The sequence below is a fragment of the Posidoniimonas polymericola genome, from assembly GCF_007859935.1.
Classification (GTDB): domain Bacteria; phylum Planctomycetota; class Planctomycetia; order Pirellulales; family Lacipirellulaceae; genus Posidoniimonas; species Posidoniimonas polymericola.
The window spans coordinates 342,075-366,266 of sequence record NZ_SJPO01000007.1 but is presented as its reverse complement, the minus strand read 5'-3'; the positions used below and the strand labels follow the sequence as shown (position 1 = coordinate 366,266).

The following is a 24,192-nucleotide window of genomic DNA, read 5'->3' as shown; positions in this document are numbered from 1 at the left end:
GTCTGTGGGGCCGTGGGCCAGCCAATCGCCGCATGTGGCCGCGGCGGGCCCGCCCACGAGGACGCCCCAGCAGGCGCAGCTGCAAGCCAGCAGAACAATGCTGTGGTGGGCGAATCTTGTCATACGGGGCGGCGTGAGCAGTCGGGTGGAAAAACTTGCGGTTAAGTCGCTGCCGGTTGTGGCGTCAAATCAGCGGAGAAGAAACGGCGGTGATAGCCGCCTAATCCCAACTAAGAAGATCATCGCGATTGCCACCAGCGTTGCCGAGTGGTGCTCGGGGATATCCTCGACGGTGGGCGCCTCAAAGGGGTCGACGACGACAGCGCCGTAATTGGTGCGCCAGACGTCGTAGTCGGCCATCGTGACGAGCCCGTCGCCGTTGCCATCGGCTCCGGACCAAGCCGCTACCGAGGTTCCCTCGGAATCGCGCCAGACAACGTAGTCGGCGGCGTCGATCCGCCCGTCTTCATTATAATCTCCGGCCGGCACACCTAGAACGATCTCGGCCCAATCGAACAAGGCCTCACCCCCTTCAAAACCACCGCCGTAAGAGCCTGCCCAGAGGCCGACCTCGAGAACCCCTTCCGCCAGATTCGGGTTAGAGAGCTCATCCCGCAGGGTCCAGTCGCTGCCGTCTTCGGAGGTGAAAACGTCGAAGTCCCCGCCCCCATTGTGCACGAGCCTGATGTACTCCAGATCGTGGCCGACTGGCTGCGTCGTCTCGCCTTCGCCGCCCTCGATAACGTTGGACGTTTGAAGGTTGTCGCCGGGATCACTCTCGCTGCCCACGCGGAAGGAGTGGGCCGACAGGAACTGATCGTTCGACGCGTCGTCATCAACAGCCCCTGCCAGTCGCACCAGGATGCCTGCCGAGGACCAGTTCCCTCGTGTTTGGTTGGAGATCCGCACTCGGACTTCCATCAGGTCTGCAGCGTTGACTTCTCGGAATAAGAACGGCGCGGTATCGGCGCCGCCGCCCTCCCAACCGAGCGGCTCCATCCCTACCGTCAGCTCGCCGGCGTTCGACGCGTTCGAATCGAACGGACCGCCAAAACCGGCGTTGTGTGTGCCGGTCCAGATACCGGCCGGGTCGACTGCCCCGCTCTTGTAATCGTGCGAGGCGTCAAATGAATCCGACAATGGGGCGAGCGGCTCCAGCGGGCCCCGCGGGCCGTCCGGCGGCGGGTCGGGGTTGGGCAAGCCGGGCCCGCAATCTGCGCAGATCTTGTAGAGGTCCCCGTCCAGCTCAGCAAAGTACACGTTGCCAGCCAAGTCCTCACCGAAAGCCGTCACCCCGTCGCCAAACCCGCCTGCGTCTCCGTAGACGGCTGAGCGGCCGAAGGTCTCGGCAAGGTTTATTTGCGACCCGGGAACAACCGCTCCCCGCCCGCTGTTGGCGTCGCGGTCGATCTGCATGGCCCACACCTGCCGGCTCGACCAATCCCCAAAAACGTACGCGCCTTGCAGCTCTTCGATTGGGCCGCGGTAGACGACGCCACCCGTAATCGAACGGCCGGTAAAGGGCTGTGAGTTGCCGCCGCCGTAGCCCCCGGTGTGGACGTAGTCGTACACCGGACTGACCAGGGACGGATCGTCCGGAGAAGGGTCGCCTGGGTGCTGCGTGAAGGGCGCTGGGGCGTCGCCCTCGTTGACCCGCCAACCATAGTTGGCGCCGCCGGCCGCGTCGGACCGCTCAAAGTTGACCTCTTCCCGAGTGACCTGGCCCACATCGCCGAAGTAGAAGTCGCCGTTGTCCCGGTCGAAGCTCGCCCCCCAGGGCGAACGCAGCCCGTAGCTCCAAACCTCCGGCGCGCCGCCACTCACCGCGTAAGGGTTGTCTGCCGGGATTCCGTAGCTGCGGAGAGGATCGGCAGGAAAGTCGTCGCGGGTCACGTCGACGCGAAGAATTGACCCGAGCAGGTCAGTGTTGTCCTGTCCCGTCCGCAGGGGATCTGGGTTGGCGCCATTGTTGCCGCCGTCGCCCAAGCCAATCCACAGATTATTGTCGTCGCCCGGTTTGAAGCCCAGGAATCCGCCGTTGTGATCGTTGAGCGGCTGGTCGACCCGCAGGATGTCGACGCCGCCCCCAAGCGCAGGAGTCGCGGACAACGGGTCTGAAACGGTGTACTGCCGGACGTAGGTCCGGTGGTCGACCCCGGCCGTCGGCGAAGGATCGTCAGCTGTGTGGACGAAAAGTCGTCCGCTGGTCGGGTAGTCGGGCGCGAACGTGAACCCGAGAAGGCCGGTGAAACCGAAACTGGTGTAAACGTTCGGGATGGTCGCGAATGTGCTCACCGACTGGTCGGTCAGGTCGACCCGCAAAATGCGACCGTCGAGCACGCTGACGAAGAGATCGTTCGGCCTCCCGGGCGCGGAGCTGATCCCGGTCACGCCTTCGCTTGCGAAGTTCGAAAAGCCAAACTCCGCGACTCGCTCTGCCCCTACCCCCTGTGCATCAGCCACGACAGGCGCCACACAAACTAAAACCGCCGAGACCAAAAGAGGCTTGAACAGATGGTCAACGCGGGGAAAAGACACGGCAAGGCTTCGAGCGGGTCAATCGGTGCAAAGGCTAGAAACACAGCTGACGGCGCGTCTGTCAACGCGCCGTCAGCCGGAATGCCCCAAAGAAATCACTCGACACCCGTTCGCCGGCCAAAGCGTTGCCTGCTGCTCGACGTTGCACACGCAGCGGATAGTGCAAGCATCGCTACGACTGCCGCCCCAATCGGTTCGGGGACCGCCTCGACCCCACTCCCTGGAGCGGTGGTCGCACCGTAGTTGGTCTGCCACGCTGTGTAGTCTCCAACACCAACCACACCGCTTAGACCGGGACCGCGGTTGGGCAGAGAGGTTGCCGAACCAGCCGCGTCGCGGTAGACGGTGTAGTCGGCGGCGTCGACGACACCATCGTCGTTGTAGTCGCCTACCAGTCCGAGCACGGGCTCCGCCGTGAGCGTGAGGATCAGCGAACTCGCCGTTGCGCTCAACGAGTAGAACGAAGCGTCACTGCTGTCGAGCTCGATGCCAGCGGCGTTGTTCACAGAACCCGCTGTTAGCACCTCCCAAGTGGCGCCGATGTCCGCGGCGGTTGGCAGGTAGCCGTTTGCGTATTCGATATTCAGTACGCCGTCCAGGATCGCCGCACCGAGCACGTCGAGGACGTCAAACTGCCCGACGGACTCTCCCGCTAGCTCGATGAACAGCGAGGCGGCCCCGTCCTGGGTGTAGTCGCCGTCGACGGTCAGCGTGCCGACCCCCTGCCCCGGAGCGACGGCGCCGCCGGTGCTGCCAACGTCGCCGTTGACGCGTCCACTGCCGCCCAGCACGGCTCCGCTCACGATTAACTCGCCGGTGGTCCCGGTGTCGATATTATTGTTGACGTTCACAACGCCACCACCCTCGACCGACAGCGTTTTCCCATTAAGGTCGAGCTGGTTGTCGAAGTCGAGCGTTGATCCGGGCACAACAAGCACTCGGTTGTCGCTGGCCGCCGACGAGCTCAGCACAACTGGCACCTGGATCTCATGGGCGCCTGCCTCAACGCTGATAAACGTGGCGTCGGTGTCCGTGTCGGACAGGGCGTCCGGCTCAAGCGTGATGCTGCCGAGTCCAGAAATTGCGTAGGTGTCAGCGCTGGTGAAGGCCAAAGAGCGGATCGCGACATCCGCATTGTTGTAGACTGTCACAGCTCCGGCGCCTGCATTGGCTCCCCCAAGCACCACGTTTACCGAATTGGCGTCGGGGACCTGTCCCGGGGCCGTGAGCGAAGACCAGTTGCCGCCACTATTCCAGTTGCCGTTGGCGGTGGCGCCGGCGGGCGACCAGGTCGCGTCGGTGAACCGCTGCTGCTTCTGCACTGTGATCTCGAAGAAGTCGAGTTCCGTCTGCCCGAACTCCCCACCCTGGAACATCATAAATGAGGGGCCTATTTCCAGCAGGCTGCCAGGGCTGTTAAGCAGCGGATTGATGACCGCAACTTGGTCGGTAAAAGTCACGCCGTCAGTCGACGTGCTCGTGGTAAACTGGGCCGCCCTCTTTGTGAGCTTGAGATACAACGGGAACTCATCGAGCGTGAAGGCGGCCTGCCCCTCCTCTTCTTGCAAGTTTCCGTCGCCGTTGAGATCACCGACATTCTGGACAAGGGTTGCCATGTTCAGCGATTCGTCCACATCCTCGGTCAGCGGGTCATCTGCCGTCGTGCGGAAGTTTCCGGCGGTGATGAATGCCTCCGTTGGGTCGAGTGTGTCACCGGTCCCAAGGCCCACAGGGGGTCCCGAAAGGCGTGCAACAATCGGCGAGTAGGACCAGAAACCAGAGGTCTGCTGTTCGATCTTGATGGTTGCCTCGAAGTTGTCGCCCGCGTCGACATTGGCGAACAGCATGGGCGCGTTGTTCTTATTTCCCTCGAAACCGACGCCTAGTGCTTCGTCTGTGTTAACGTGGAACGCAAGGTCTTCAATGACTAGAAGGCCCGGCTTAGGATCGCCCATACCGTCAACGCCGTTAGCAACGAACGCCGACGGGAAACTTCCATCGGTGCCGAACTGCGCGTTGTGAGTTGCGGTCCAGGACGCTGTGCCCCCGAGAGATGAGGCGAATGTACCTGTTGGAACTCCACCATTGGCGGTGAAGTAGTCGAAGGTAGAGTTGAAGTCGTCGCGGTAGGTTGCGTCCTGGTCCATTGGGCCGAGCGTCAGCGTATCCGCTAAGACCGACGAGGTCGCGAGGACCATCGTGACAGCGAACAAACTCGCCACCCGGGCCGACGCAAATGCAGGCCGGCCAAGGCGACACCGGTAAACGCAGCACACGGCCAAGAAAGCACCAATCGACAAGACAAGGCCCGCGGGCTCTGGGATTGACATAGCAACGACCGAGACGGACGTGCCGTTGACCATGAGGTCGAACTGGCCCGCGCCATCCCCGGACAGAACAAGGCCGTTGTCAACGACGCTGTCGGCGGTCAGCAGGGTGTAGGTCGCTCCGGGGGTCGCGAAGAACCCTTCGGCGAGAGAGAGTTCGAGGGCCCCGCCCAATTCGGCCACGCCTGCAATCCCGATCTCGCTGCTCTTGCCCAAAGTGTAGAGCAGGCTGCCCTCACTGGTCTGTGAGTAGTCTCCGTCTGCCGCCGTGAGCCCGGCGATCGCCCCGCTGTTGACGATCCCGCCTCCGTCCACCAGAACGACGCCGTTGTTTAGATTGATTACGCCGTCGCCGGTTACGGTCAGCGTGTTGCCGTTTAGTGAGACCAGGGCGTTGATGTCGAGGGACGCTCCCGCCGCGGCGGTCGCCGTCACATCGGTCAACAGTGCGAGATCAACCTGAATCTGGTGAGTTCCGGCGAGGACATTGATCGCACCCGCGACGCCCTCCGAGTCGAAAGAAATGGAACCACCGCCGCCCAGCACGTAGCTGTTCGACGTGTTGTCGAATGTCAGCTGTTCGACGGTCATGTCCTTGTTTACGAAGACAACCGCCGGACCCGCCGCGGCGACTTCGCCGAAGACGACCTGCGAAGCGCTCCGGTTCGGCGCGAATCGAATGGCGGCGCCCAGGTCGTCTAGCCAGTTGGCAGCGTTGGCAAAGTCGCCCGACCCATTGACGTTCCAGTTGCAGACCACGCACTGCCCGATGTCGCCGGTCTGAACATTGACTCCACCTGCTGAACCGTTTAGCAAGCCATCCCAGATCCCAGGGCTGGGAAGGCCGTCGGCGACGAAGTCGCGTGTGTAGTCGAAGTCATCACGGAACGTATCGCCGGTGGTCTCAATCTCAACCCAGTCGAACAGCGCAACCGCTTCGGGGAGTGCTCCGATGGCCCCGCCGGCCACCCCCACCTGCAGCGTCTGACCGATCAGACTGGCGTTAGTCTGGGTCCCTGCCAGCGCGGTCCAACTAATGGAATCGTCCGTGCCACTACCAAAGAACGCCTGGAATTCGCCCGAACCGAGGTTGTCGAGCCGGACGTAAGTAAGGTCAGCACTGTCGAGTCCGGTTTGCCCCACCTCGGTTTCAATACCGGCGCTAGCCATATTGTGCTGCAGGTCCCACGTGCCTTCTTCCAGAGGTCGGAAGCTCCAGGCCGCCTGCCAATTCTCTTGGGCGGCCGCCTGATCGACGGGGTTAGGCAGCCGGGCGATAACGCCGGCTTGAGACCAGAAGCCGGAGGTCTGACTAGAGATCTTCGCCTTAACGGAAACGAGATCCGACTCGGCTACCTCCTTGTAGAGCAGCGGACCCGTGTCGTTTGGCGTTTCCCAAGCGACGCCGTCGAGCCCGAGTTCCAGCACCTGCGCCTGAACCACGGCGCCTAGGCATCCTCCGTAAACAAGACCCAACACGGCAAATCGGCGCCACATGGTATGCAGTCTCCGGGGTACTAATCGATGAGGCATGCCGTCGCCCAGCGGGTAATCAAGGATGCCGACCTGAAGGTGAGATCAACTCGTCAACGCCCGCCAAAACGTGACATTGCGTGCAGAATAAAAAAAGCAGCGGGGTCAGTCAAGCAGATTTCCCACGAAATGGTTGACCATTTTTCACAAGGAATCCTCACACAGAACCACGGAATGACTCCGAGCTTCGCTGGCCTCATCTGCTGTTGAGTGCCGTGACTGAATCACTCCTTGTCACCTGAGGTCGCGGGGCGCGAGCAAGTTTCTATCACCTTCCGAAAGCCGCCGAACGCGACTCGAATAGAGGAACATTGGGGCATACGGCGGGAGTGCGCACCGCGAGTGGCGAGTCTGGCGACCGGCCGTCTTTGCTCAAAATAGCGAGGCCTAGTGGTGTAAAGTAGGCGAGAGAGGACTCGCCTGTCGCCGGGCGCTGGATGGACCAATGGGCGAACGAATGATCGAAAACCCGACAACCCAGGAGCTACGCCTGATGACCGCTCGTCGCTTTGTCATGCATTGTTTTCGGAAGAGCTGGCTGCCCGCGGTTGCACTCGCAGTTGCACTGACTGGATCCTTCGCATCGGCCGCTGACGGCGATAGAGAGTCGCTTGCCGCGGGCCCACTCGCCGTGCGTAGCACAGGTGCGAACACTACGCTGTTCACTTCACTGGATCCGAAAGCCATCGGGATCGATTTCTTTCACAAATGGAGCCGGCGTTCCGGCCAACTCCGTAACAACACGACCGGGTGCGGCGTGGCCATGGCGGATTACGACGGTGACGGCTTGGTGGACGTTTTCCTCCCGAGATCCACCGACGGCGGGCGGCTCTACAGGAACCTGGGTGCCTTCCGGTTTCAGGATGTTACGGTTGAAGCCGGCATCCTCACGACGGGTGATCTGTGGACCACCGGCGCGACGTTCGTCGACATCGACAACGACGGCGATCTGGACCTCTACGTTTGCGGGTTCGATTGCCCCAATGCGCTCTACATCAACGACGGGGCTGGCAGATTTACCGAGGACGCCGCGGGATACGGACTCGCCTACAGCGGGTCGAGTGCGATGGCGGCCTTTGAAGATTACGACCGCGACGGCGACCTCGATCTTTTTCTGCTAACCAACCACATCCCGCCGGACCGGGAAGTGGAGTACCGCGTGAAGTACGACCGCCGTGGAGTCCCTCACGTGCCCGATCGGTATCGTCAGTACCACGACACCATCCGCTTCCCCGACGGCGGCTACGGGATAGTCGAGTCGGGGCAGTTCGACCGGCTCTACCGGAACGACGGCGAGCAGGGCTTCACGGACGTATCTGAACAGGCCGGCATCGATGGCAACCACAAGGGGCTCGGGGTTGTCTGGTGGGACTACGACAACGACCGCTGGCCCGACATCTATGTTGCGAACGACTTCTACGGCCCCGACCGTTTGTACCGCAACAACCACGACGGCACCTTCACGGATACGGCCGCAAACGTGCTGCCTCACACACCTTGGTTCTCGATGGGGTGCGACTCAGGCGACCTGAACAACGACGGATTGTTCGACCTGATCGGCACCGACATGTCTTCCGACACGCACCAGCGTGCGAAGACGACCATGGGCGACATTCAGGACGACGGCTGGTTCCTCGAGTCACCGACCCCGCGTCAGTACATGCGGAACGCGGTCTTCCTCAACGCTGGGTGCGACCGCATGCTCGAGGTGGCGTATCTAACCGGGATGGTGAGCACCAACTGGACATGGTCGGTGCGGATGGTCGACCTCGACCAGGACGGCAACGTGGACGTGCACTTTACCAACGGGATGAGCCGCGACTGGGGCAACAGCGACCTAAAGATGTCGGCCATGAAAATGGGGCCGATGAACTCCGACGCCTACAACGACTTCTGGGACCGCCAGGACACACTCAAAGAAAAGAACTTGGCCTTCCAGAACCTGGGCGGACTGCGTTTCCGCCGCGTCGAATCCGAATGGGGCCTCGACCAAGTGGGCGTTGGTTTCGGCGCGGCGTTCGGCGACCTCGACAACGACGGCGACCTTGATCTCGTCGTGAACAACTTCAACGAAATGGTCACCGTCTGCCGGAACGACGGGCAGGAGGGCGGCGCCCTGCGGATCAAGTTCGAGGGCCAAGCCAGCAACCGGTCTGGAATCGGCGCCGTCGTGCGTCTGAAGTGCGGAGAGGTCGAGATGGCGAGACGGCTGTCGCTCGCGCGCGGGTTTATGTCGTCAAGCGACCCGACCATCCACTTTGGTTTGGGGACCGCAAAGCTAGTCGACGAACTCAGCGTCGAATGGCCGAGCGGGCACACTCAGACCTTTGCGAGCGTTCAACCCAACCAGCTGCTGACAATCCAAGAGCCGTCCGGCGTGCCCAACAGGCCCGAGAAGCCCGCGGCTCATCCAACCATGTTTGTCAAGTCGACCGCTGTGCCTGGACTGCTCCACCTGGAGAGCGAGTTCGACGACTTTGAGAGCCAACCCTTGCTCCCCACTAGGCTGTCGCGACTGGGCCCTTGCCTTGCCTGCGGCGACATCAGCGGGAATGGCCTCGACGACCTTTTTCTGGGCGGCTGCCGCGGCATAGCCGGGTCCGTTTTGCTCAACAAAAAGCAGGGCGAGTGGGCGGCCGAAGGCGGACTCTTCCCCGTCTGGTCGGACCCCGAGGGTGCTAGAGAGGGCCTCAATGCGTTGATCTTCGACGCGGACGGCGACAACGACAACGACCTCTACATCGTGAGCGGGGGCGTCGAATCTGAAGCAGAAGCCGCGTCCTACGTCGACGCGTTGTATTTAAATGACGGGTCCGGTGGATTTACGCCAGCGCCCGAAGGAACCCTGCCCGATCTTCGGGACAGCAATGCGGCAATCGCGGCCGCCGATTTCGACCAAGACGGTGACCTCGACCTGTTCGTTGGCGGCCGATGCGTCCCTGGCAGTCACCCGACCACCCCCAATAGTCGGCTGCTCCGAAACGAAGGAGGCCGGTTCACTGACGCTACCGCTAGCGCTGCGCCACAGCTGCTCAAGTCCGGGCTCGTAACATGCGGCTTGTGGACCGACGTCAACGGAGATGGCTGGATCGATCTGCTGGTGACTCACGAGTGGGGTCCCATCAAGGTGCACATCAACGAGAAGGGACAGCTGCGGGACGCAACGGCGGAGTCCGGACTAGCCAACCTAAAAGGCTGGTGGAATGCAGTCGCCGGCCGCGACCTCGACGGAGATCGCGACATCGACTACGTCGTCACGAATTTGGGAGCCAACACGGAATACCAGCCGACGCCCGAACGCCCCGCGTGCCTCTTCTATGGCGACTTCAATGGCGACGGCTCGATGCTTGCCGTGGAAGGCGTGCACGCCAACGGCGGCAAATTGGTCCCGACCCGCAGCAAACCGGTGCTGGAACGCGCTGTCCCGTTTATCGAGGCCGCCTACCCAACATTTAGCGAGTACGCCGAGGCGTCGCTCACTGAGATGCTAGGGGAAGACGAAATGGCCAAAGCGATTAAAGTCGAAGCAAACACCTCACGGAGTGTTTTGCTCCGCAACGACGGGCGAGGCCGATTTGTTATTGAAGATCTGCCGACGCCAGCCCAGGTTGCCCCCAGTACTGGGGTGGTGCTCAGTGACTTCAACGGAGACGGTTATGCCGACTGCTACCTCGCGCAGAATTCATTCGCACCAAGACGCGAGATCGGGCGCTGGGATGGAGGCCTGTCGCTCCTTCTGATGGGGGATCGAGCCGGGACGCTTACCTCGGCGCCGCCGGCGGCAAGTGGACTGGTCGCTCCAGTCGACGCGAAGGCGGTTGTGGCCACCGACTTCAGCGGGGACAACTGGCCCGACCTTGTCGTTGCGGTGAACAGCGGTGAAGGCTTGGCTTTCGAGAACCAACCGCCGAAAGACGTCCGCTTGGCGTCGGTTCGCTTGAAGGGCCCGCCCGGAAACTCGACTGGCGTCGGATCCATGGTGACCGTGCGTCGCTCGGATGGCTGGACGCAGACAGCAGAGATTTCTGCCGGCGGCGGTTACCTCTCCCAGCAGCCGGCCGTGCTCTATTTTGGCCTGGGAAAGACCGGCCGCATCGAGGGCATTGAAGTCCGTTGGCCGGACGGGGCGCTCACGCAGCACCGGCCGAGCAAAGACACCCTGCAATACGAGCTCTCCCGGTAAAAGCCCGGCGCACGTTCGCGGAAACACCACCCACTCCCTGGGCGATTCTCCCGCACCACGACGTCCGACCGCGTTGGCTCTCTGCGCAGCTGTTAATGTTTTTGTGCACAATCCATTGCAGTCGGTCCAGGCATTGGGTAAACTCACGGCACGCGGGTAGAGAAGCCCGTTCACCGGCATCGACCGATGCGTGCCGGCCAACTGGACCAGCCAGGAGGCAATTTGTGATCGGCCGTTCAACGACAACCGCATTTAGTGTTTCTGCCCTGCTGCTCTGCTTAGCGACCCTTGCGGCGCTCGCGGGGTGCAACGAAAGCGGCGGTGGCGGAAAAGTCCCCGATGCCAGCGACGGCGATATGCTGCGCGGCGTCGTGACCACCTACAGGAACGCCGCCAGGCAATTAGGACGCCCACCTAAGGACTACAGCGAACTTGAAGCAATCTACGCGCCGGTTTCCAGCAACCCGGCAGAGTACCTCACTTCGAAACGCGACGGCGAGAAGTTCGTTGTGGTGTGGGGGCTGAATCTCGCCACGGCGCCGCCCGATACCGTTGTCGCGTATGAGAAGGTGGGCGTTGATGGCAAGCGGATGCTGGTCACCCTTGACGGCTACACCCGGGAAGCAAGCGAAACGGAGATCAACGAGCTTGAAGAGAAGGCGAAGGCGAATCGTTAAGCGTACGGCGCTCGTGCGTGCCTGCGCGGACACAATCGAATGGACCGCAAAACCGATGGGAAGTGCAATGGGTAGGGATGTCGCTTCGAAACGTGTTTGGGGACTACGCAGGCTTTCGAGCCGGAGCCCTGGGTTTACTCTCGTCGAACTTCTGGTGGTGATAGCGATTATCGGCGTTCTAATCGCGCTGCTGCTGCCGGCTGTGCAGGCGGCCAGGGAGTCCGCGCGACGAACACAGTGTAAGAATCAGATGAAGCAGTGGGCTCTGGCTTGCCTGCTGCATGTCGATACCCTGACCCGCTTCCCAACCGCTGGGCACAATCAGATCTACCATGTCGACCGGACCATGGAAAACGGTCGGCCCGCGACACTCGGGAAGCAGGCCTGGGGTTGGATGTATCAGACCATGCCCTACCTCGAAGAGAACGCCTTGTGGAGCGACGCAAACGACCTAGTCGTGCTCCGCAACGGCCCCACCTCGATATTCTGCCCCAGCCGTCGGACCCCCACATTTACGACTGTCTGGTACCCCACCGGAGGGCTGCTGAACGACTACGTTGGCAACGGCGGCGACACCGATACGGTGGGGAATTCTCTGCAGTCTAAGAGCCTCACGCCCTACAGGGGAGCAACTCCCTACGACAGAAAGTACATCCACACGGGAGTTATCGTTTCGCAAGACCCTACCGCGAAGGCGGCGAAGACTGCGTTAAAGAACCCTCTGGTAGCGCCTCGACACATTACGGACGGCACTTCGAAGACGATGCTGCTTGGCGAAAAATACGTGCCCGGCAACCTCTACGAGGGTAAGTCGCACGGAGACAACTTCGCTTGGATCCAGGGCGCCCAATGGGAAGGCGTGCGTTTTGCGAACAACCCACCAAAGAACGACGACCCAATCGAGCTAGCGCCCGACGGCCGCGGCGGGTACGTCTGTGGCGACTGCGACCAGTTCGGCTCCGCCCACGCCGGCGGATTCAACGTCGCGTTGTGCGATGGTTCGGTGACTCTGGTGAGCTACGACATCGACCCGGATCTTGCCTGGAAGGCGTTGTGCAACCGTGCCGACGGCGAGATTTTTGAGCTGCAGTAGCGCGTCCAGCCGGCCGGGCAGTCCAACCCCAACAATTCACGTCCTCCGCTGCGGCGGGAGTCGCACTACAGGTATCGGCCCACGCCGCCCATAGTGATAGAGCGTGTGAGGTACAGGCTTAGCGTCCGTCAAGTGATTTTAGGAGCGGAAGATAATGGCGAATCTTTGGACCGGGGTCTACCCGGCGGTCACCACGCAGTTTCGTGATGACGAGTCGATGGATGTCGAGGCGACGTTGTCGCATGTTAGCGCCCTGCTGGACGCCGGCGTGCACGGCATCATCATGCTGGGCACGGTCGGCGAGAACTGCTCGCTCGACCGACAAGAGAAGGTCGACTTGCTGAAGGCGACGGTCGAGCTCGTTGGCGGCCGCGTGCCGGTGCTGACCGGGGTGGCCGAGTATACTACTTCGATGGCGTGTGCCTACTCTCAAACGGCCCAAGAAGTGGGCGCCGATGGGCTCATGCTGCTGCCGGCGATGGTCTACAAGTCGGACGCCAAGGAAACAATCGCCCACTTCCGGACGGTGGCTTCCGCGATCGATCTGCCGATCATGTGCTACAACAACCCGATAAGCTACAGCATCGACATCACGCCGGAGATGTTCGACGAGATGTCGGACGAGCCGAAGTTCGTGGCGATTAAAGAATCGTCGGAGAACACCCGCCGCATCACCGACATCCGCAACCGCTGCGGCGACCGGTACACGCTTCTTTGCGGCGTGGACGACCTAGTTCTCGAGAGCTTGATCCTCGGAGCGGAAGGCTGGGTTTCCGGTCTTGTGAATGCGTTCCCGGCCGAAAACCGCCTGCTTTGGGACCTGGTTCAGGCCGGCCGCTGGGAAGAGGCCCTGCTCGTCTACCAGTGGTACACGCCGCTGCTGCACCTCGACACCCACCCGAAGCTGGTCCAGTACATCAAGCTCGCCAACGTCGAGTGCGGGTACGGGTCAGAAGTGGTGCGTGCCCCCCGACTGCCTCTTGTGGGCGCCGAGCGTGCGGCGATATTGAAGATCATTCGGGACGCCATTGAAACGAGACCAACCACGGTCTCGTCGCGGGGCGACGCCGCTTTGGCGCGTTGAATCCAGGATTCGGAAGGGTAGTAGCAGGCGTTATGCATCCAGTGCTTGTAGGCCGCGAGTGGCGGCCGGCCAACGCGGTTGGCGAATTCTCGGCGCACGATCCCAACACGGGTGAGTCGCTAGACGAAAAGTTCCCGATCAGCGATTGGGTTGATTGCGACCTAGCCCTAACGGCCTCCGCAGCAGCAGCCGAAGAGCTTGATCTGACGCCGCCCGACTCGATCGCTGAGTTCCTCGAGTCCTACGCCCAAAAAATCGACGACGCCGCGCAGGATCTCTCCGAGCTGGCCTCGCGCGAGACCGGCCTGCCGGTAAGCCCGCGTCTGCTTGAGGTCGAGGTCCCGCGTACGAATGGCCAACTAAGGCAGGCCGCCGCCGCTGCACGATCCGGCGTATGGCGGGAGCCTGTGCACGACGAATCGTCCGACCTGCACACGTGCTACGGGCCGCTCGGCCCGGTAATGATCTTCGGCCCCAACAACTTCCCGTTCGCGTTCAATGCGATCTCCGGCGGTGACTTTGCCGCCGCCATCGCGGCGGGGAACCCAGTGATCGCCAAGGCGCACCCCGACCATCCCGGCACAACGCGGATGCTGGCCGAGCTGGCCCACGCCGCCGCGTCCGAGGCCGGCCTGCCCGACGCGACCGTCCAGCTGCTCTACGGAATGGGCCCGGACGACGGGCTGCGGATGGTTGGGGACCAACGGCTTTCAGCCATCTCATTCACCGGCAGCCGGCCGAGTGGCATGAAGCTGAAGGCGGCCGCGGAAGCGGGAGGGGTGCTCGCCTACCTGGAGATGTCGAGCGTCAACCCGGTGTTCTTCCTCCCTGGCGCCCTGCGTGAGGAGGGCTCGAAGCTGGCCCAGGAGCTAGCCGGCAGCTGCCTGCTAGGAACCGGTCAGTTCTGCACCTGCCCCAACCTGTGTGTACTGGTCGCGGGCGACGACTGCGACCACTGGCTGAGCGAAGTCTCGACCGCCATGGCCGACCGCGAGCCGGGTGTGCTGCTGAGCATTGCGACACTCCGCTCCCTCGAGCGTTCGGTCGCGGCGCTCGCGGCGGCGGGCGCGTCGGTCGTCACAGGAGGGGCAAGGCTCGACGCCCCTGGGTACCGCTATCAGAACACCTTGCTGAGTTGCACAGGCGAGACGTTCCTGGCCTCGCCCTCGGCGCTGCAAAGCGAGGCGTTCGGACCGGCCACGCTAGCGGTCGTGGCGGCAGACGAAGAGCAAGCGGTTTCGATCGCTAGGGCGATCGAAGGGAGCCTGACCGCGTGCATCTACTCGGCGACCGACGGGAGCGACGACCAACTCTCTTCGAGTCTGATGACCGTGCTCAGGCGCAAGGCCGGCAGACTTCTGAACGACAAGATGCCAACGGGGGTCGCTGTTTCGCCGGCTATGAATCACGGCGGTCCCTTTCCGGCTACCGGCCACCCGGGCTTCACGGCAGTAGGCATGCCGGCCGCCATCCGGCGGTTTGCCAAACTCGACTGCTACGACGCGGTCCGTCCCGAACGACTGCCGGCATGCCTCAGGACGCCGGCGTGACTCAGGACCGTGACTCAGGACCGTGACTCAGGACCGTGACTCAGGACCGTGACCGAGGACTTAGTGCCCTGGCAAATGTCGTGCCCGGGCAGATGTCAGGCGCTTTCCTTCGCGGCGTTGTGCGACTCCTGCAGCTGATCAATAAGGGCCTGGGTAATCGGCTTCTGCGCTTGGATGTGCTCCTTGAGTGCGTCCTTCGCCACCCGGAAATTGTCGTTGATCAGAGCTTCCAGCACCCGGCAGTGCTGGTCGGCCATCTGCTCAACCACAGACGCTTCGGGCGCCGCGTAGTCAAAGAGCGTGCGGTAGTAAACCGCTTCGAGGCTAAAAAACCGCTTGATGTAGGGGTTGCCGCAGTTCGAGATCCAGTACTGATGAAGATTGTTGTCCAGCGACTGTGGGCTCATCAAGTCCGCAGTCTGATTGGCCTTTAGCAGTTCTTGCAGACGGTCCTTCTTCAGAGTGGGCCTGGCCAACCGCAGGGCCTCTAGCTCGAGCAGCTCGCGGATGCTGATGAACGCGCACAGGTCGTCTTTGTCGAAGGGGCGGATCTTCCAACCACGACGCGGAACCCGCTCAATCAGTCCCTGGCCCGCCAGTCGGCTTAGTATTGGACGCAGAGCGGTGCGGCCGATGCCATAACGCTCGGCCGACCAATTCTCTCGCAGGAAGCCCTCTTCGCCGAGCAGGCTCCGCCGGATGACGTCCGCCTGAATGACCTTCTCGTGGTTGACCGGCGGCGCGACGTTCTTGAACGCGGCGGCCTTCGGCAGACTCTTCCTGCTCCCAATGGCGAGACGGCCGTTGTCGAACGTCTTGAGAAGCTTGTCCGACACCAGCCGTTCTACGGCCGTGCGAACAGGGCTGAGGCTCACACCGTAGTGCGACGCAATCGACGAAAGGGTAAGCCGGCAAGGCGGCTCTCCGTTCTCCGCCAAGCTGGCAGCGACGTCCGAGTAGATGTAATCGGCGAGGCTAGGTTTGCTCTTCATTCCGCAAATCGAGACCCTGTACTTAATGGCCGCCTTGCCAAACAACGTCCAACCGTGGGGGCGCGGCGGCTGGAATATTACCGCGCTCCGGTTGCAGACGTCGGCTCAGAAATGCATGAGTCTGAGCCCCCGAAGAAGCTGGGCTTCGGGGGACCGCCGGAGTGCTCAATTATAGCACGGGCCACGTTTCCGCGGCAACCTTGGCAGATTCGTCCACACACCGGGTGAGGCAGATCACGCGGGCCGCTTGGCAGCTAAATAGCCCCGTCACCCTGGGTGTCTGATTCCGCCGTGTTGACTCCGGCAGTCGTCGGTTCGGCAGATTCCGACGTGGACGGACCCTGTTCGGCGTTGTCGATTAGGTGTTCGACGAGGAATTCCTGCATCCGCCGGTACCCGTACCCCCCTCCCATTCCGTGCCCGGCGCCAGGCACAAGAACAAAGTCGAAATCCTTGTCGGCCCTGATCAATGCATCGACCAAGCGGTAGGTCGATTCGGGGGGCACGTTGTCGTCCATCTCACCAACAATCAGCATGAGCTTGCCCTCAAGACGGTGGGCGTTGTCGATGTTTGAACACTCCGCGTACTGCGGCCCCACTGGGTAGCCCATCCACTGTTCGTTCCAGGAGGCTTTGTCCATTCGGTTGTCGTGGCAACCGCAACCCGACGCGCCCACTTTGTAGAAATCGGGGTGGAACAGCAGGGCCCCAGTCGCGTTTTGGCCGCCGGCCGAGCCGCCGTAGACCCCCACACGGCTGAGGTCCATGTACGGCCGGCCCTTGGCCGCGGCCTTCATCCAACTGATCCGATCCGGGAACCCGGCGTCTTTCAGGTCGTGCCAGCACACGTCATGGAACGCTTTGCTGCGGTTGGCGGTCCCCATTCCGTCAATCTGCACGACCACAAATCCGAGGTCGGCAATCGACCCGTAGCGGTTGCGCACGCTGAACGACTTGGGAACGAATGCCCCCTGAGGCCCGGCGTAGATCGACTCGATCACCGGGTAGGTCTTCGACGGATCGAAGTCTTTCGGCAGGCTGATGACGCCCCAGATATCGGTGACGCCATCACGCCCCTTGGTGTGGAACACCTCGAGCGGCCTCCAGCCCTTCTCGGCCAACTCCGAGATATCCGCCTCCTCGAGCTTCCGGACCAGCAAGCCGTCGGCGCAGCTTCTTAGCTCGTGCACCGGCGGCGAGTCGACCCGGCTGTAGGTGTCAATGAGGTAGCCTCTATCCGGAGAGTACTGCACCCGGTGGTCGCCGTCGCCCTCGGTCAGCGCGACGAGATTCGTCCCGTCGAAGTCGGCCCGGTAGTGGTGCAGGAAGTACGGGTCTTGGCCCGGGTTCTTGCCGCTGGCCGAGAACCAGATCTGCCGGCTCTGCTCGTCGATGCGGTCTATACCACGCACGACGTACTCGCCCTGCGTGATCTGATTCTTTAGCTCGCCCGTGGACGCGTCGTAGAGGTACAGGTGGCGCCAGCCGTCGGCCTCCGACACGTAGATCACCTCTTCAGAGTCTTCCAGCCAGTTCACGAGGTCGAGCCGCAGATTCTCCGTGTGGGCGGTCCAGATGAAGGTCTCGGACTTCTCGTCGACAACCGTCAACGGCTCGCCGGTGTGCGAGTCAATCTTCATGACTCTGAGCCGCTGATGCCCCCGGTCCACGTGCGTGTAGACGAGACTCTTGCCGTCGGGCCGCCACTCGAGCCGGGGCCAGCCGAAGTCGATGACGTCGACCGCCGGCTTGGTGTGGTCGCCGGTTTCTGGATCAAAGAGACTCAGTTCGAACGACGACATCCGGTCGCCCGGCAGTGGGTAGCCACGGCTGTGAAGCACGGCGCGACCCCCGCCCTTGGGAGAGGACTCGAGCAGGTGCACCTGCTTGTCGTCGCCCGGCGTGATCTCAAACGCCGCGAGACGCTTCGAATCGGGCGACCAGCTGAGCATGCCGTAGCGGCAGGACTCGACACCGTCGTCGGTGAGTTGGGTCTCTTCGTCCCCCTCCGAATGCTGCAGCACCAGGTTGTGATCTCGCACGGAGGCGGTCCATCGGCCGTCCGGAGACTTGGCTCGGTCCCCCCTATTGCCGCTCGGACCTCGCCTGCGGCGGGAACGTTCCTCCTCAGACGACTCGGTCTTATCGAGCTGGCGGAGTTCATAGTGGTCTAAATCGCAGGTGAAATGTTCGCTGTCGAAATCGAAGATCGCTTCTTTCAGTTCTGGCGACAACGCCAGCCTTTCCAGATCGAGTCGGTCGGGCGCGACTGCCCCTCCGGTAGCCGCACTCAAGGCGTCAGCCAGCCGCTGATGATCGAATGCCGGCTGGCGGGTGTTCTTCGCTGCGTCGATAAGGACGTATTCGATCTGCCCGCCTCGGAGGTCGTTGCGGTACCAGAACTGGCTCGAATCGCCCAGCCAGTGCGGCTCGATGGCGGCCTTGTAGACGCCGTCCTCCCCGCCGCGACGCCCTCGCCGCTGCTGCGGGGCTGGCCAACCTGCCGTCCAGGCTTGCTGCGTTGGTCCGGAGGGCTGCGAGGCAGCGGGACGCACCGTTAAGGCGCTCGCCACAAGAGCTACGACGATTGTGAGCGAGAGACGCACGCGGTTCATCTGATTCTCGCTATTTCAGGAGTCTAGACTTCAATGGGACCGGGGGACGGCCTTGCCGGGGTCTCCGAATCAGGGTTCGAACCTAGGGTCTCGACTACCTGGTTCGGGTTGATCCCCAAAACGACGGCGATCAACGCGAGCTGGATAGCGGCCAATACCAGGTGGTTGATTGGCATGGCGAAGGCGCCTTCAATCGACCCGGCGAACCGAGCCCCCAAGCCGTTGGAAAGATTCAGCATTGCCATGTAAGCGGTGAACTGAGTAGCCGCAATCGGCGACCAGCAGAGCCCCATGAACAGAGCGAACATCGAGACCTGGAGGAACGCAGCCGCCGTCGACTCCGCTAGGAACAGACCTGTCAGCAGCGAATGATTGGTCCAGTGGTCCGCGACAAAATAGTAGGCCAGCCAGCACGCAGCCATGCAGCCAAGGCTCAGCACAACTGTCCTCTTCGGGCCGAACACCGATGCGACCAGCCCGCCCGCGAGCGACCCTCCCAGGCCGCACCAGACGGCAAGGTTTCCTTCCAGGTTAAGCCACTGCCCGCTGGACCAGCCCAGCTCCCGCTGAAGGTGCACCGGCCAGAACACTAAGTGGGAGTTGACGGTCACCAGGGATCCAATCGCCAGCGCGGCGGCCAGCACCGTCGACCGCAGTGAGAACGCCCTGATCAGCATTCCGAATAGCTGCCGCAAGGAGGAAGGGTGCGCAACATCTTCACTGCGAGAGTGGTGGTGATCAGCGGGCCCGGGAACCAACAAATCGCCGCGCCGCTCGCGGCAGAGAAACGGCGCCGTGGCGATCAGCAACAGCAATGTCACCTGAGTCGCAATCGCCGTCGAGAAGCCGTAGTGCAGGATGCACCACCCCAGCACCGCGCCGCCAATGAACGTGCCGGCGTAGCTAGATCCGTACATAAACCCATTCGCCATGCCCCGTTCCTCAGGCGGCAGCAGGTCGATCGCCAATGCATCAACCGACACGTCTTGGAGCGAAGCGAAGATGTTCACCAGCAGCACCATCGCGGCAATCATCCCAATGCTGGCGGTGAGGTCAGGGACGAACAGCATGGAGCACAATGCGAGCGCCATGCCCATCTGAGCTGCGAGAATCCACGGGCGGCGGCGCCCCATAGGGAGATAGCCGTAGCGATCGATAAAAGGGCCCCAAATCCACTTCAGCGCCCAAGGCCAGCTCACCATCTGGATTACGGCGCCGATCGACTGCGTCGACACTCCTTCCGAGATCATGTGGGTCTTGAGCGCGATCCGCACGAATCCGTCGGGGATGCCTTGGGCCGCATAGAGGACGCACAGCGTCGAGAGGCGGAGGGCCGGATTCTCACTTAGGATCAACTTCACGGATCGGCTCTCGGCGCTAGTGGGAGGCCTCGGTATATTACACTTTGCACACAATGTCAAGAAATTCCGCGGGCCCGTCTGATCCCAGACCCGCCAACAGCCAACCCATCGCCCGCGCCCCACAATGAGTTCACCGGTCAAACTGCACTATCAGGAAGTCTTCCCGCCCGCGGAGTTCGCGCGTCGACGCGCGGCGGTTTCGGCTGCGATCGGAGACGGAGTGGCGGTGCTGCAGGGCGCCCCAGCCACCGGCGCATTCGACCTGTTCCGGCAGTACAACGACTTCTTCTATCTCACTGGCGTGGAGTGCCCGCACGCCTACCTGACCATCCACGGCAAGACCGGGCGGAGCGTGCTCTTCCTGCTGCCGACCGACGAACGCTTGGCTGAGCTCGAAGGCGCCGAACTTGCTGTCACGTTCCCAGAAGAAACGCTGCGCCTCACCGGCTGCGACGACGTGAAGCCGCTTGGGGCGCTAGCCGACGAGCTAAAGTCGGCCAGCCATTTGTTCGCGCCGCACCTGCCTCAAGAAGGTTTGCAGGCCTGCCAGGACACCCTGCGTGTTAGAGCAAAGATGTGGTCCCAAGACCCGTGGCGCGGGGAGCCTGCCACCTTGCCACAAAAGCTCGGCGAACTTTGTCCCTCCGCGGAGCTGTGCGACCTGTCTCCGATTCTAGGAAACCTGCGGCGTATCAAGAGCGCCGCCGAGGTCGATCAAATGCGTCGCACTGGGCGTTTGACCGCGTTGGCGGTCAGCGAGGCCATGCGGTGCACGGCGCCCGGCATGGTTGAGGGGCAGCTGAGGGCGGTCGCCGAGTACGTCTATCTGCTCAATGGCGCGGGCGGCGGCGGTTACAGGCCTATCATCGCCAGCGGCGACAACATCTGGAACATCCACTACTACCGCAACAACTGCCGCCTCGAGGCAGGCGAGCTGGTGCTGATGGACTATGCACCGGACGCCGCGTGCTACACCAGCGACATCGGCCGCATGTGGCCGGTCAGCGGCCAGTACGAGCCGTGGCAGCGCGAGCTGTACGGCTTTGTGGTCGACTACCAGCTGCTGCTGCTCGATATCGTCCGCCCGGGCATGACCTGGGATAGCCTCCGCGGCGAGGTCGAAGCCAAGATGGCCCCGATCCTCTCGCGTGTCCGCTGGTCGCGGCCCTCGTTCGAGCAGGGCGTCCGCGACCTGCTCACAACCTGCAACCCGCTGACGCACGAAGTGGGGATGGCGGTGCACGACTCAAGCGGCTATCAAACAGTACCGCTTGAACCCGGCGTGGTCTTCGCCCTCGACCCGCAACTGTGGGTTCGGGAAGAGAAACTCTACATCCGGGTAGAAGACACCGTGGTCGTCACCGACACGGGGATCGACAACCTGACCCCCCAGTGCCCCCACGACCTGGACGCGGTGACCGAGTTGATGAGAGAGCCGGGTCTGACACAACTCCGACCCGACCTGTTCGCCGAATAGCACTTGGTTCTGCCCCGCCGATGACAGACAACACCTACCCGTCGGGAACGCTGCGAGTGATCGACTCGCACACGGCTGGCGAGCCCACCCGTGTTGTGGCCGAGGGCGCGCCCAATCTGGGAAGCGGCGACATGCGCTCGCGTCTCCAGCGGATGCGGGCCGAGGCCGACTGGCTGCGGACGTCCCTGGTGCTGGAGCCGCGCGGGAGCGAAGCAATGGTCGGCGCCCTGCTCCAGCCGCCAGTCTCGCCCGCGGCGGTTGCCGGCGTGCTGTTCTTCAACAACGCCGGCTACCTCGGCATGTGCGGCCACGGCGCCATCGGCGTCGTGGCGACGCTCGCCTACCTCGACCGCATCCGTCCCGGTCGGCATTGTATTGAGACGCCCGTCGGGGACATCTCCATCGAGCTCTCTGCCAACGGTGAGGCCAGCATCGAGAACGTCCGCAGCTACCGCTGGGCGCACGACGTCGAGGTGAGCGTCGAGGGGCTCGGGAAGGTCCGGGGCGAGGTCGCCTACGGCGGCAACTGGTTCTTCTTCACAAAGACCGAACGGCGGCTGCGGCTGGACGACCACGCGGAGCTAACCTCCATCACCTCCCGAATACGCCGCGCCCTGAGGGAACAAGGGATCACCGGTGAAGGTGGGGCAGAAATCGACCACGTCGAGCTGATCGGGCCGCCCTCCGATCCCGTGAAAGCCAACGCCAAGAACTTTGTGCTCTGCCCGGGCGAGCAGTACGACCGCTCGCCGTGCGGCACCGGCACCAGCGCCAAGCTCGCCTGCCTGGCGGCCGACGGCGCCCTGGCGGAGGGCGACACGTGGCGGCAAGAATCGATCGTCGGGGGCGTGTTCCGCGGGCAGTACCGGAGCGTCGATGGCGGGGTGATCCCCACCATCACCGGCACGGCGTACGTCAACGGCGACACGCGTCTGCTGTTCCATCCCGAAGACCCCTTCCGGCACGGCATCCTCCCCGCCGGGCCAAACGATCATGCCTGACACGCTCGACGCGATCGTTGTTGGCGGCGGAGCCATCGGCTGCGGCTCCGCCTACTACCTGGCCAAGCAGGGGCTGAAGGTCCGCGTTGTTGAGGCCGACCAGATCGGCGCCGCCTGCTCGCACGGCAACTGCGGCTACATCTGCCCCAGCCACGCGATGCCGCTCACGGCGCCCGGGGCGGTCGCCAAGACAATCGGCTCAGCGTTCAACCCGGACGCGGCGCTGTACATCAAGCCGCGGCTCGACCCCGGCCTCTGGTCCTGGCTCGCCAAGTTCGCCGGCCGCTGCCGCACCGGGCCGATGATGCAGGCGGCCGTCGCCCGCAACGCGCTGCTCGCCTCGTCGATGACGCTCTATCGCGAGCTGCTCGCCAGCGAGCCGATCGACGTCGAGTGGGACGACCGCGGCCTGCTGTTCGTGTTCAAGTCGGTCAAGGAGTTCGACGAGTACGGCCACAGCGTCGAGATCGCGAAGCGGGAATTCGGCGTCCGCTTCGACGCCTACGAAGGCGAGCGGCTCACCGAGCTCGAACCGGCCCTCAAGCCCGAGCTGGCCGGCGGCTGGCACTGCCCAACCGACGCCCACCTGCGGCCCGACCGGCTGATCTCTGCGATGCGCGGACTGCTGACCGACCTGGGCGTCGAGCTAGTCGAGGGCGTCCGGGTCGAGCGGTTCCACGGCGCCCAGGGCGAAGCGACGAGCCTCGACACCTCGGCAGGCGCGATGCAGGCCAAGACCTTCGTGCTGACCATCGGCGCCGAGGCGCCGCACTTCGCCGCGCAGCTCGGCTGCAAGCTCCCGATCCAGCCGGGCAAGGGCTACTCGATCACGATGCCCCGCCAAGACAACGGGCCGGTGACGCCGATGATCCTCGAGGAGTCGCACGTGGCCGTGACCCCGTGGGCGTCGGGCCTGCGGATCGGCTCGACGATGGAGTTCGTCGGCTACGACCGCAGCATCAACCAGCGGCGGATCGAGCTCTTCAAGCGGGCCGCCGCCGAGCACTTCGTCGAAGCGCCCATCGGCCCCGTCCAGGAAGAGTGGTTCGGCTGGCGCCCCATGACCTACGACGAGATCCCCTGCATCGGTCCGGCGCCCAAGCTGCGGAACGTGATCGTCGCCGCCGGCCACGGCATGATTGGCATGTCGACCATGACCGGCACCGGCAAGCTGGTCAGCGAACTGGCAACCGGCACGACGCCGCACATCGACCCGGCGCCGTACTCGCTCGAGCGGTTTTAGGGTCGCAAGTATGTTTGCTCTTAAGAGACCGCCCTGCTCGGCGGGCTGTCGTGGCCCGGATTCTTGTGGCAATGGGCCAGTGGCTGTGATCCAATAGAGCGTAGTACCGACCTGCGTTTTCTCTGCACGGCGGCGCTCACGAGAGCGCCATCCGGCGAGGGCTGCTGCGCGGTCGGTTGGCGGATGGGGCCGTTAGGGCTTGGGTATTGTCCGCCCGATTGCGTGGCAGAGAATACCTTCCTGGCGCCCCTACTGGCGACCTGTGGCAGGCCTCTCCGAGGCCGATTCTGCCCTTGCGAGCAAGATCGGGTTCGGAGCCCCCTCCCGCAGCAAAGCCTGCGAACGACGCCCGACGGCGGCGGACAAAACGGCGGACAAAACCCGACGGGCCGATTCCCGCCGGGGCCCAGAATCCCCTGCGATACAAACGTTAAGCCAACTACCGGAGAGGAGACCCGCGGGGGTTTTGTCCCCTCCGCTCGATAATTCGGACTGAACCCGGACTGACAGCCAGACCC

The 24,192-nt window shown here is 63.1% G+C and carries 13 protein-coding genes; 8 read left to right on the top strand and 5 right to left on the bottom strand.

Annotated features, from left to right (window positions below; genetic code table 11):
- Positions 1–189: 189 nt before the first annotated feature.
- On the bottom strand, positions 190–2,391 hold the full coding sequence (locus tag Pla123a_RS15950; RefSeq protein WP_197528034.1) for a PQQ-dependent sugar dehydrogenase: 2,202 nt from the start codon (positions 2,389–2,391) through the stop codon (positions 190–192).
- Positions 2,392–2,633: 242 nt separating this feature from the next.
- On the bottom strand, positions 2,634–6,362 hold the full coding sequence (locus Pla123a_RS15945; RefSeq protein ID WP_146588716.1) for a hypothetical protein: 3,729 nt from the start codon (positions 6,360–6,362) through the stop codon (positions 2,634–2,636).
- A 799-nt stretch (positions 6,363–7,161) separates the two neighbouring features.
- On the opposite strand from Pla123a_RS15945, the gene Pla123a_RS15940 reads away from it, so the two are divergent.
- From Pla123a_RS15940 to Pla123a_RS15920, 5 genes are all read left to right on the top strand, one after another.
- Entirely contained in the window at positions 7,162–10,581 is a 3,420-nt protein-coding gene (locus Pla123a_RS15940; protein ID WP_197528033.1) for an FG-GAP-like repeat-containing protein, read from the top strand.
- A gap of 224 nt (positions 10,582–10,805) precedes the next feature.
- On the top strand, positions 10,806–11,258 hold the full coding sequence (locus Pla123a_RS15935) for a hypothetical protein (protein ID WP_146588712.1): 453 nt from the start codon (positions 10,806–10,808) through the stop codon (positions 11,256–11,258).
- Positions 11,143–12,351: a DUF1559 family PulG-like putative transporter gene (locus Pla123a_RS15930; protein ID WP_146588710.1), complete on the top strand. Its 1,209-nt coding sequence runs from the start codon at positions 11,143–11,145 to the stop codon at positions 12,349–12,351. The genes Pla123a_RS15935 and Pla123a_RS15930 overlap by 116 nt, the downstream gene beginning before the upstream one ends.
- Before the next feature lie 154 nt (positions 12,352–12,505).
- The gene (locus tag Pla123a_RS15925) at positions 12,506–13,435 is read left to right on the top strand and encodes a dihydrodipicolinate synthase family protein (protein ID WP_146588708.1); all 930 of its coding nucleotides are present in this window, start codon (positions 12,506–12,508) and stop codon (positions 13,433–13,435) included.
- 32 nt (positions 13,436–13,467) lie between these two features.
- Positions 13,468–14,985 (top strand): aldehyde dehydrogenase family protein, encoded by a 1,518-nt coding sequence (locus tag Pla123a_RS15920; RefSeq protein WP_146588706.1) that lies wholly within the window; start codon positions 13,468–13,470, stop codon positions 14,983–14,985.
- A 95-nt stretch (positions 14,986–15,080) separates the two neighbouring features.
- Here the strand turns inward: Pla123a_RS15920 and Pla123a_RS15915 are convergent, their stop codons facing one another.
- The 3 genes from Pla123a_RS15915 to Pla123a_RS15905 all read right to left on the bottom strand — a co-directional run bounded on the left by Pla123a_RS15915 (position 15,081) and on the right by Pla123a_RS15905 (position 19,953).
- Positions 15,081–15,977, bottom strand: coding sequence for a GntR family transcriptional regulator (locus tag Pla123a_RS15915; protein ID WP_146588704.1), 897 nt, complete (start codon positions 15,975–15,977; stop codon positions 15,081–15,083).
- Between the two features lie 254 nt (positions 15,978–16,231).
- Complete coding sequence (locus Pla123a_RS15910) at positions 16,232–18,592, bottom strand: S9 family peptidase (protein ID WP_146588702.1); 2,361 nt, start codon at positions 18,590–18,592, stop codon at positions 16,232–16,234.
- Positions 18,593–18,615: 23 nt separating this feature from the next.
- Positions 18,616–19,953: an MFS transporter gene (locus Pla123a_RS15905; RefSeq protein ID WP_197528031.1), complete on the bottom strand. Its 1,338-nt coding sequence runs from the start codon at positions 19,951–19,953 to the stop codon at positions 18,616–18,618.
- A gap of 124 nt (positions 19,954–20,077) precedes the next feature.
- Between Pla123a_RS15905 and Pla123a_RS15900 the strand changes: the two genes are divergently transcribed.
- The 3 genes from Pla123a_RS15900 to Pla123a_RS15890 are packed head-to-tail and all read left to right on the top strand — an operon-like array spanning position 20,078 to position 23,674.
- Complete coding sequence (locus Pla123a_RS15900) at positions 20,078–21,430, top strand: M24 family metallopeptidase (RefSeq protein WP_146588698.1); 1,353 nt, start codon at positions 20,078–20,080, stop codon at positions 21,428–21,430.
- A gap of 20 nt (positions 21,431–21,450) precedes the next feature.
- Positions 21,451–22,431 carry a proline racemase family protein gene (locus Pla123a_RS15895; protein ID WP_146588696.1) on the top strand — a complete coding sequence of 327 codons (981 nt, stop codon included), beginning with the start codon at positions 21,451–21,453 and terminating at the stop codon, positions 22,429–22,431.
- Positions 22,424–23,674, top strand: a complete 1,251-nt coding sequence (locus tag Pla123a_RS15890; protein WP_146588694.1) for an NAD(P)/FAD-dependent oxidoreductase — start codon at positions 22,424–22,426, stop codon at positions 23,672–23,674. Before Pla123a_RS15895 ends, Pla123a_RS15890 begins: the two co-directional genes overlap by 8 nt.
- The last annotated feature ends 518 nt before the right edge of the window (positions 23,675–24,192 follow it).

Excerpts from the sequence above, each read along its gene's own strand:
- Pla123a_RS15945 (WP_146588716.1), bottom strand. The coding sequence starts at position 6,362 with ATGTGGCGCCGATTTGCCGTGTTGGGTCTTGTTTACGGAGGATGCCTA.
- Pla123a_RS15940 (WP_197528033.1), top strand. The coding sequence starts at position 7,162 with ATGGCGGATTACGACGGTGACGGCTTGGTGGACGTTTTCCTCCCGAGA.
- Pla123a_RS15930 (WP_146588710.1), top strand. The coding sequence starts at position 11,143 with ATGAGAAGGTGGGCGTTGATGGCAAGCGGATGCTGGTCACCCTTGACG.
- Pla123a_RS15925 (WP_146588708.1), top strand. The coding sequence starts at position 12,506 with ATGGCGAATCTTTGGACCGGGGTCTACCCGGCGGTCACCACGCAGTTT.
- Pla123a_RS15920 (WP_146588706.1), top strand. The coding sequence starts at position 13,468 with ATGCATCCAGTGCTTGTAGGCCGCGAGTGGCGGCCGGCCAACGCGGTT.
- Pla123a_RS15915 (WP_146588704.1), bottom strand. The coding sequence starts at position 15,977 with ATGAAGAGCAAACCTAGCCTCGCCGATTACATCTACTCGGACGTCGCT.
- Pla123a_RS15910 (WP_146588702.1), bottom strand. The coding sequence starts at position 18,592 with ATGAACCGCGTGCGTCTCTCGCTCACAATCGTCGTAGCTCTTGTGGCG.
- Pla123a_RS15900 (WP_146588698.1), top strand. The coding sequence starts at position 20,078 with ATGAGTTCACCGGTCAAACTGCACTATCAGGAAGTCTTCCCGCCCGCG.
- Pla123a_RS15895 (WP_146588696.1), top strand. The coding sequence starts at position 21,451 with ATGACAGACAACACCTACCCGTCGGGAACGCTGCGAGTGATCGACTCG.
- Pla123a_RS15890 (WP_146588694.1), top strand. The coding sequence starts at position 22,424 with ATGCCTGACACGCTCGACGCGATCGTTGTTGGCGGCGGAGCCATCGGC.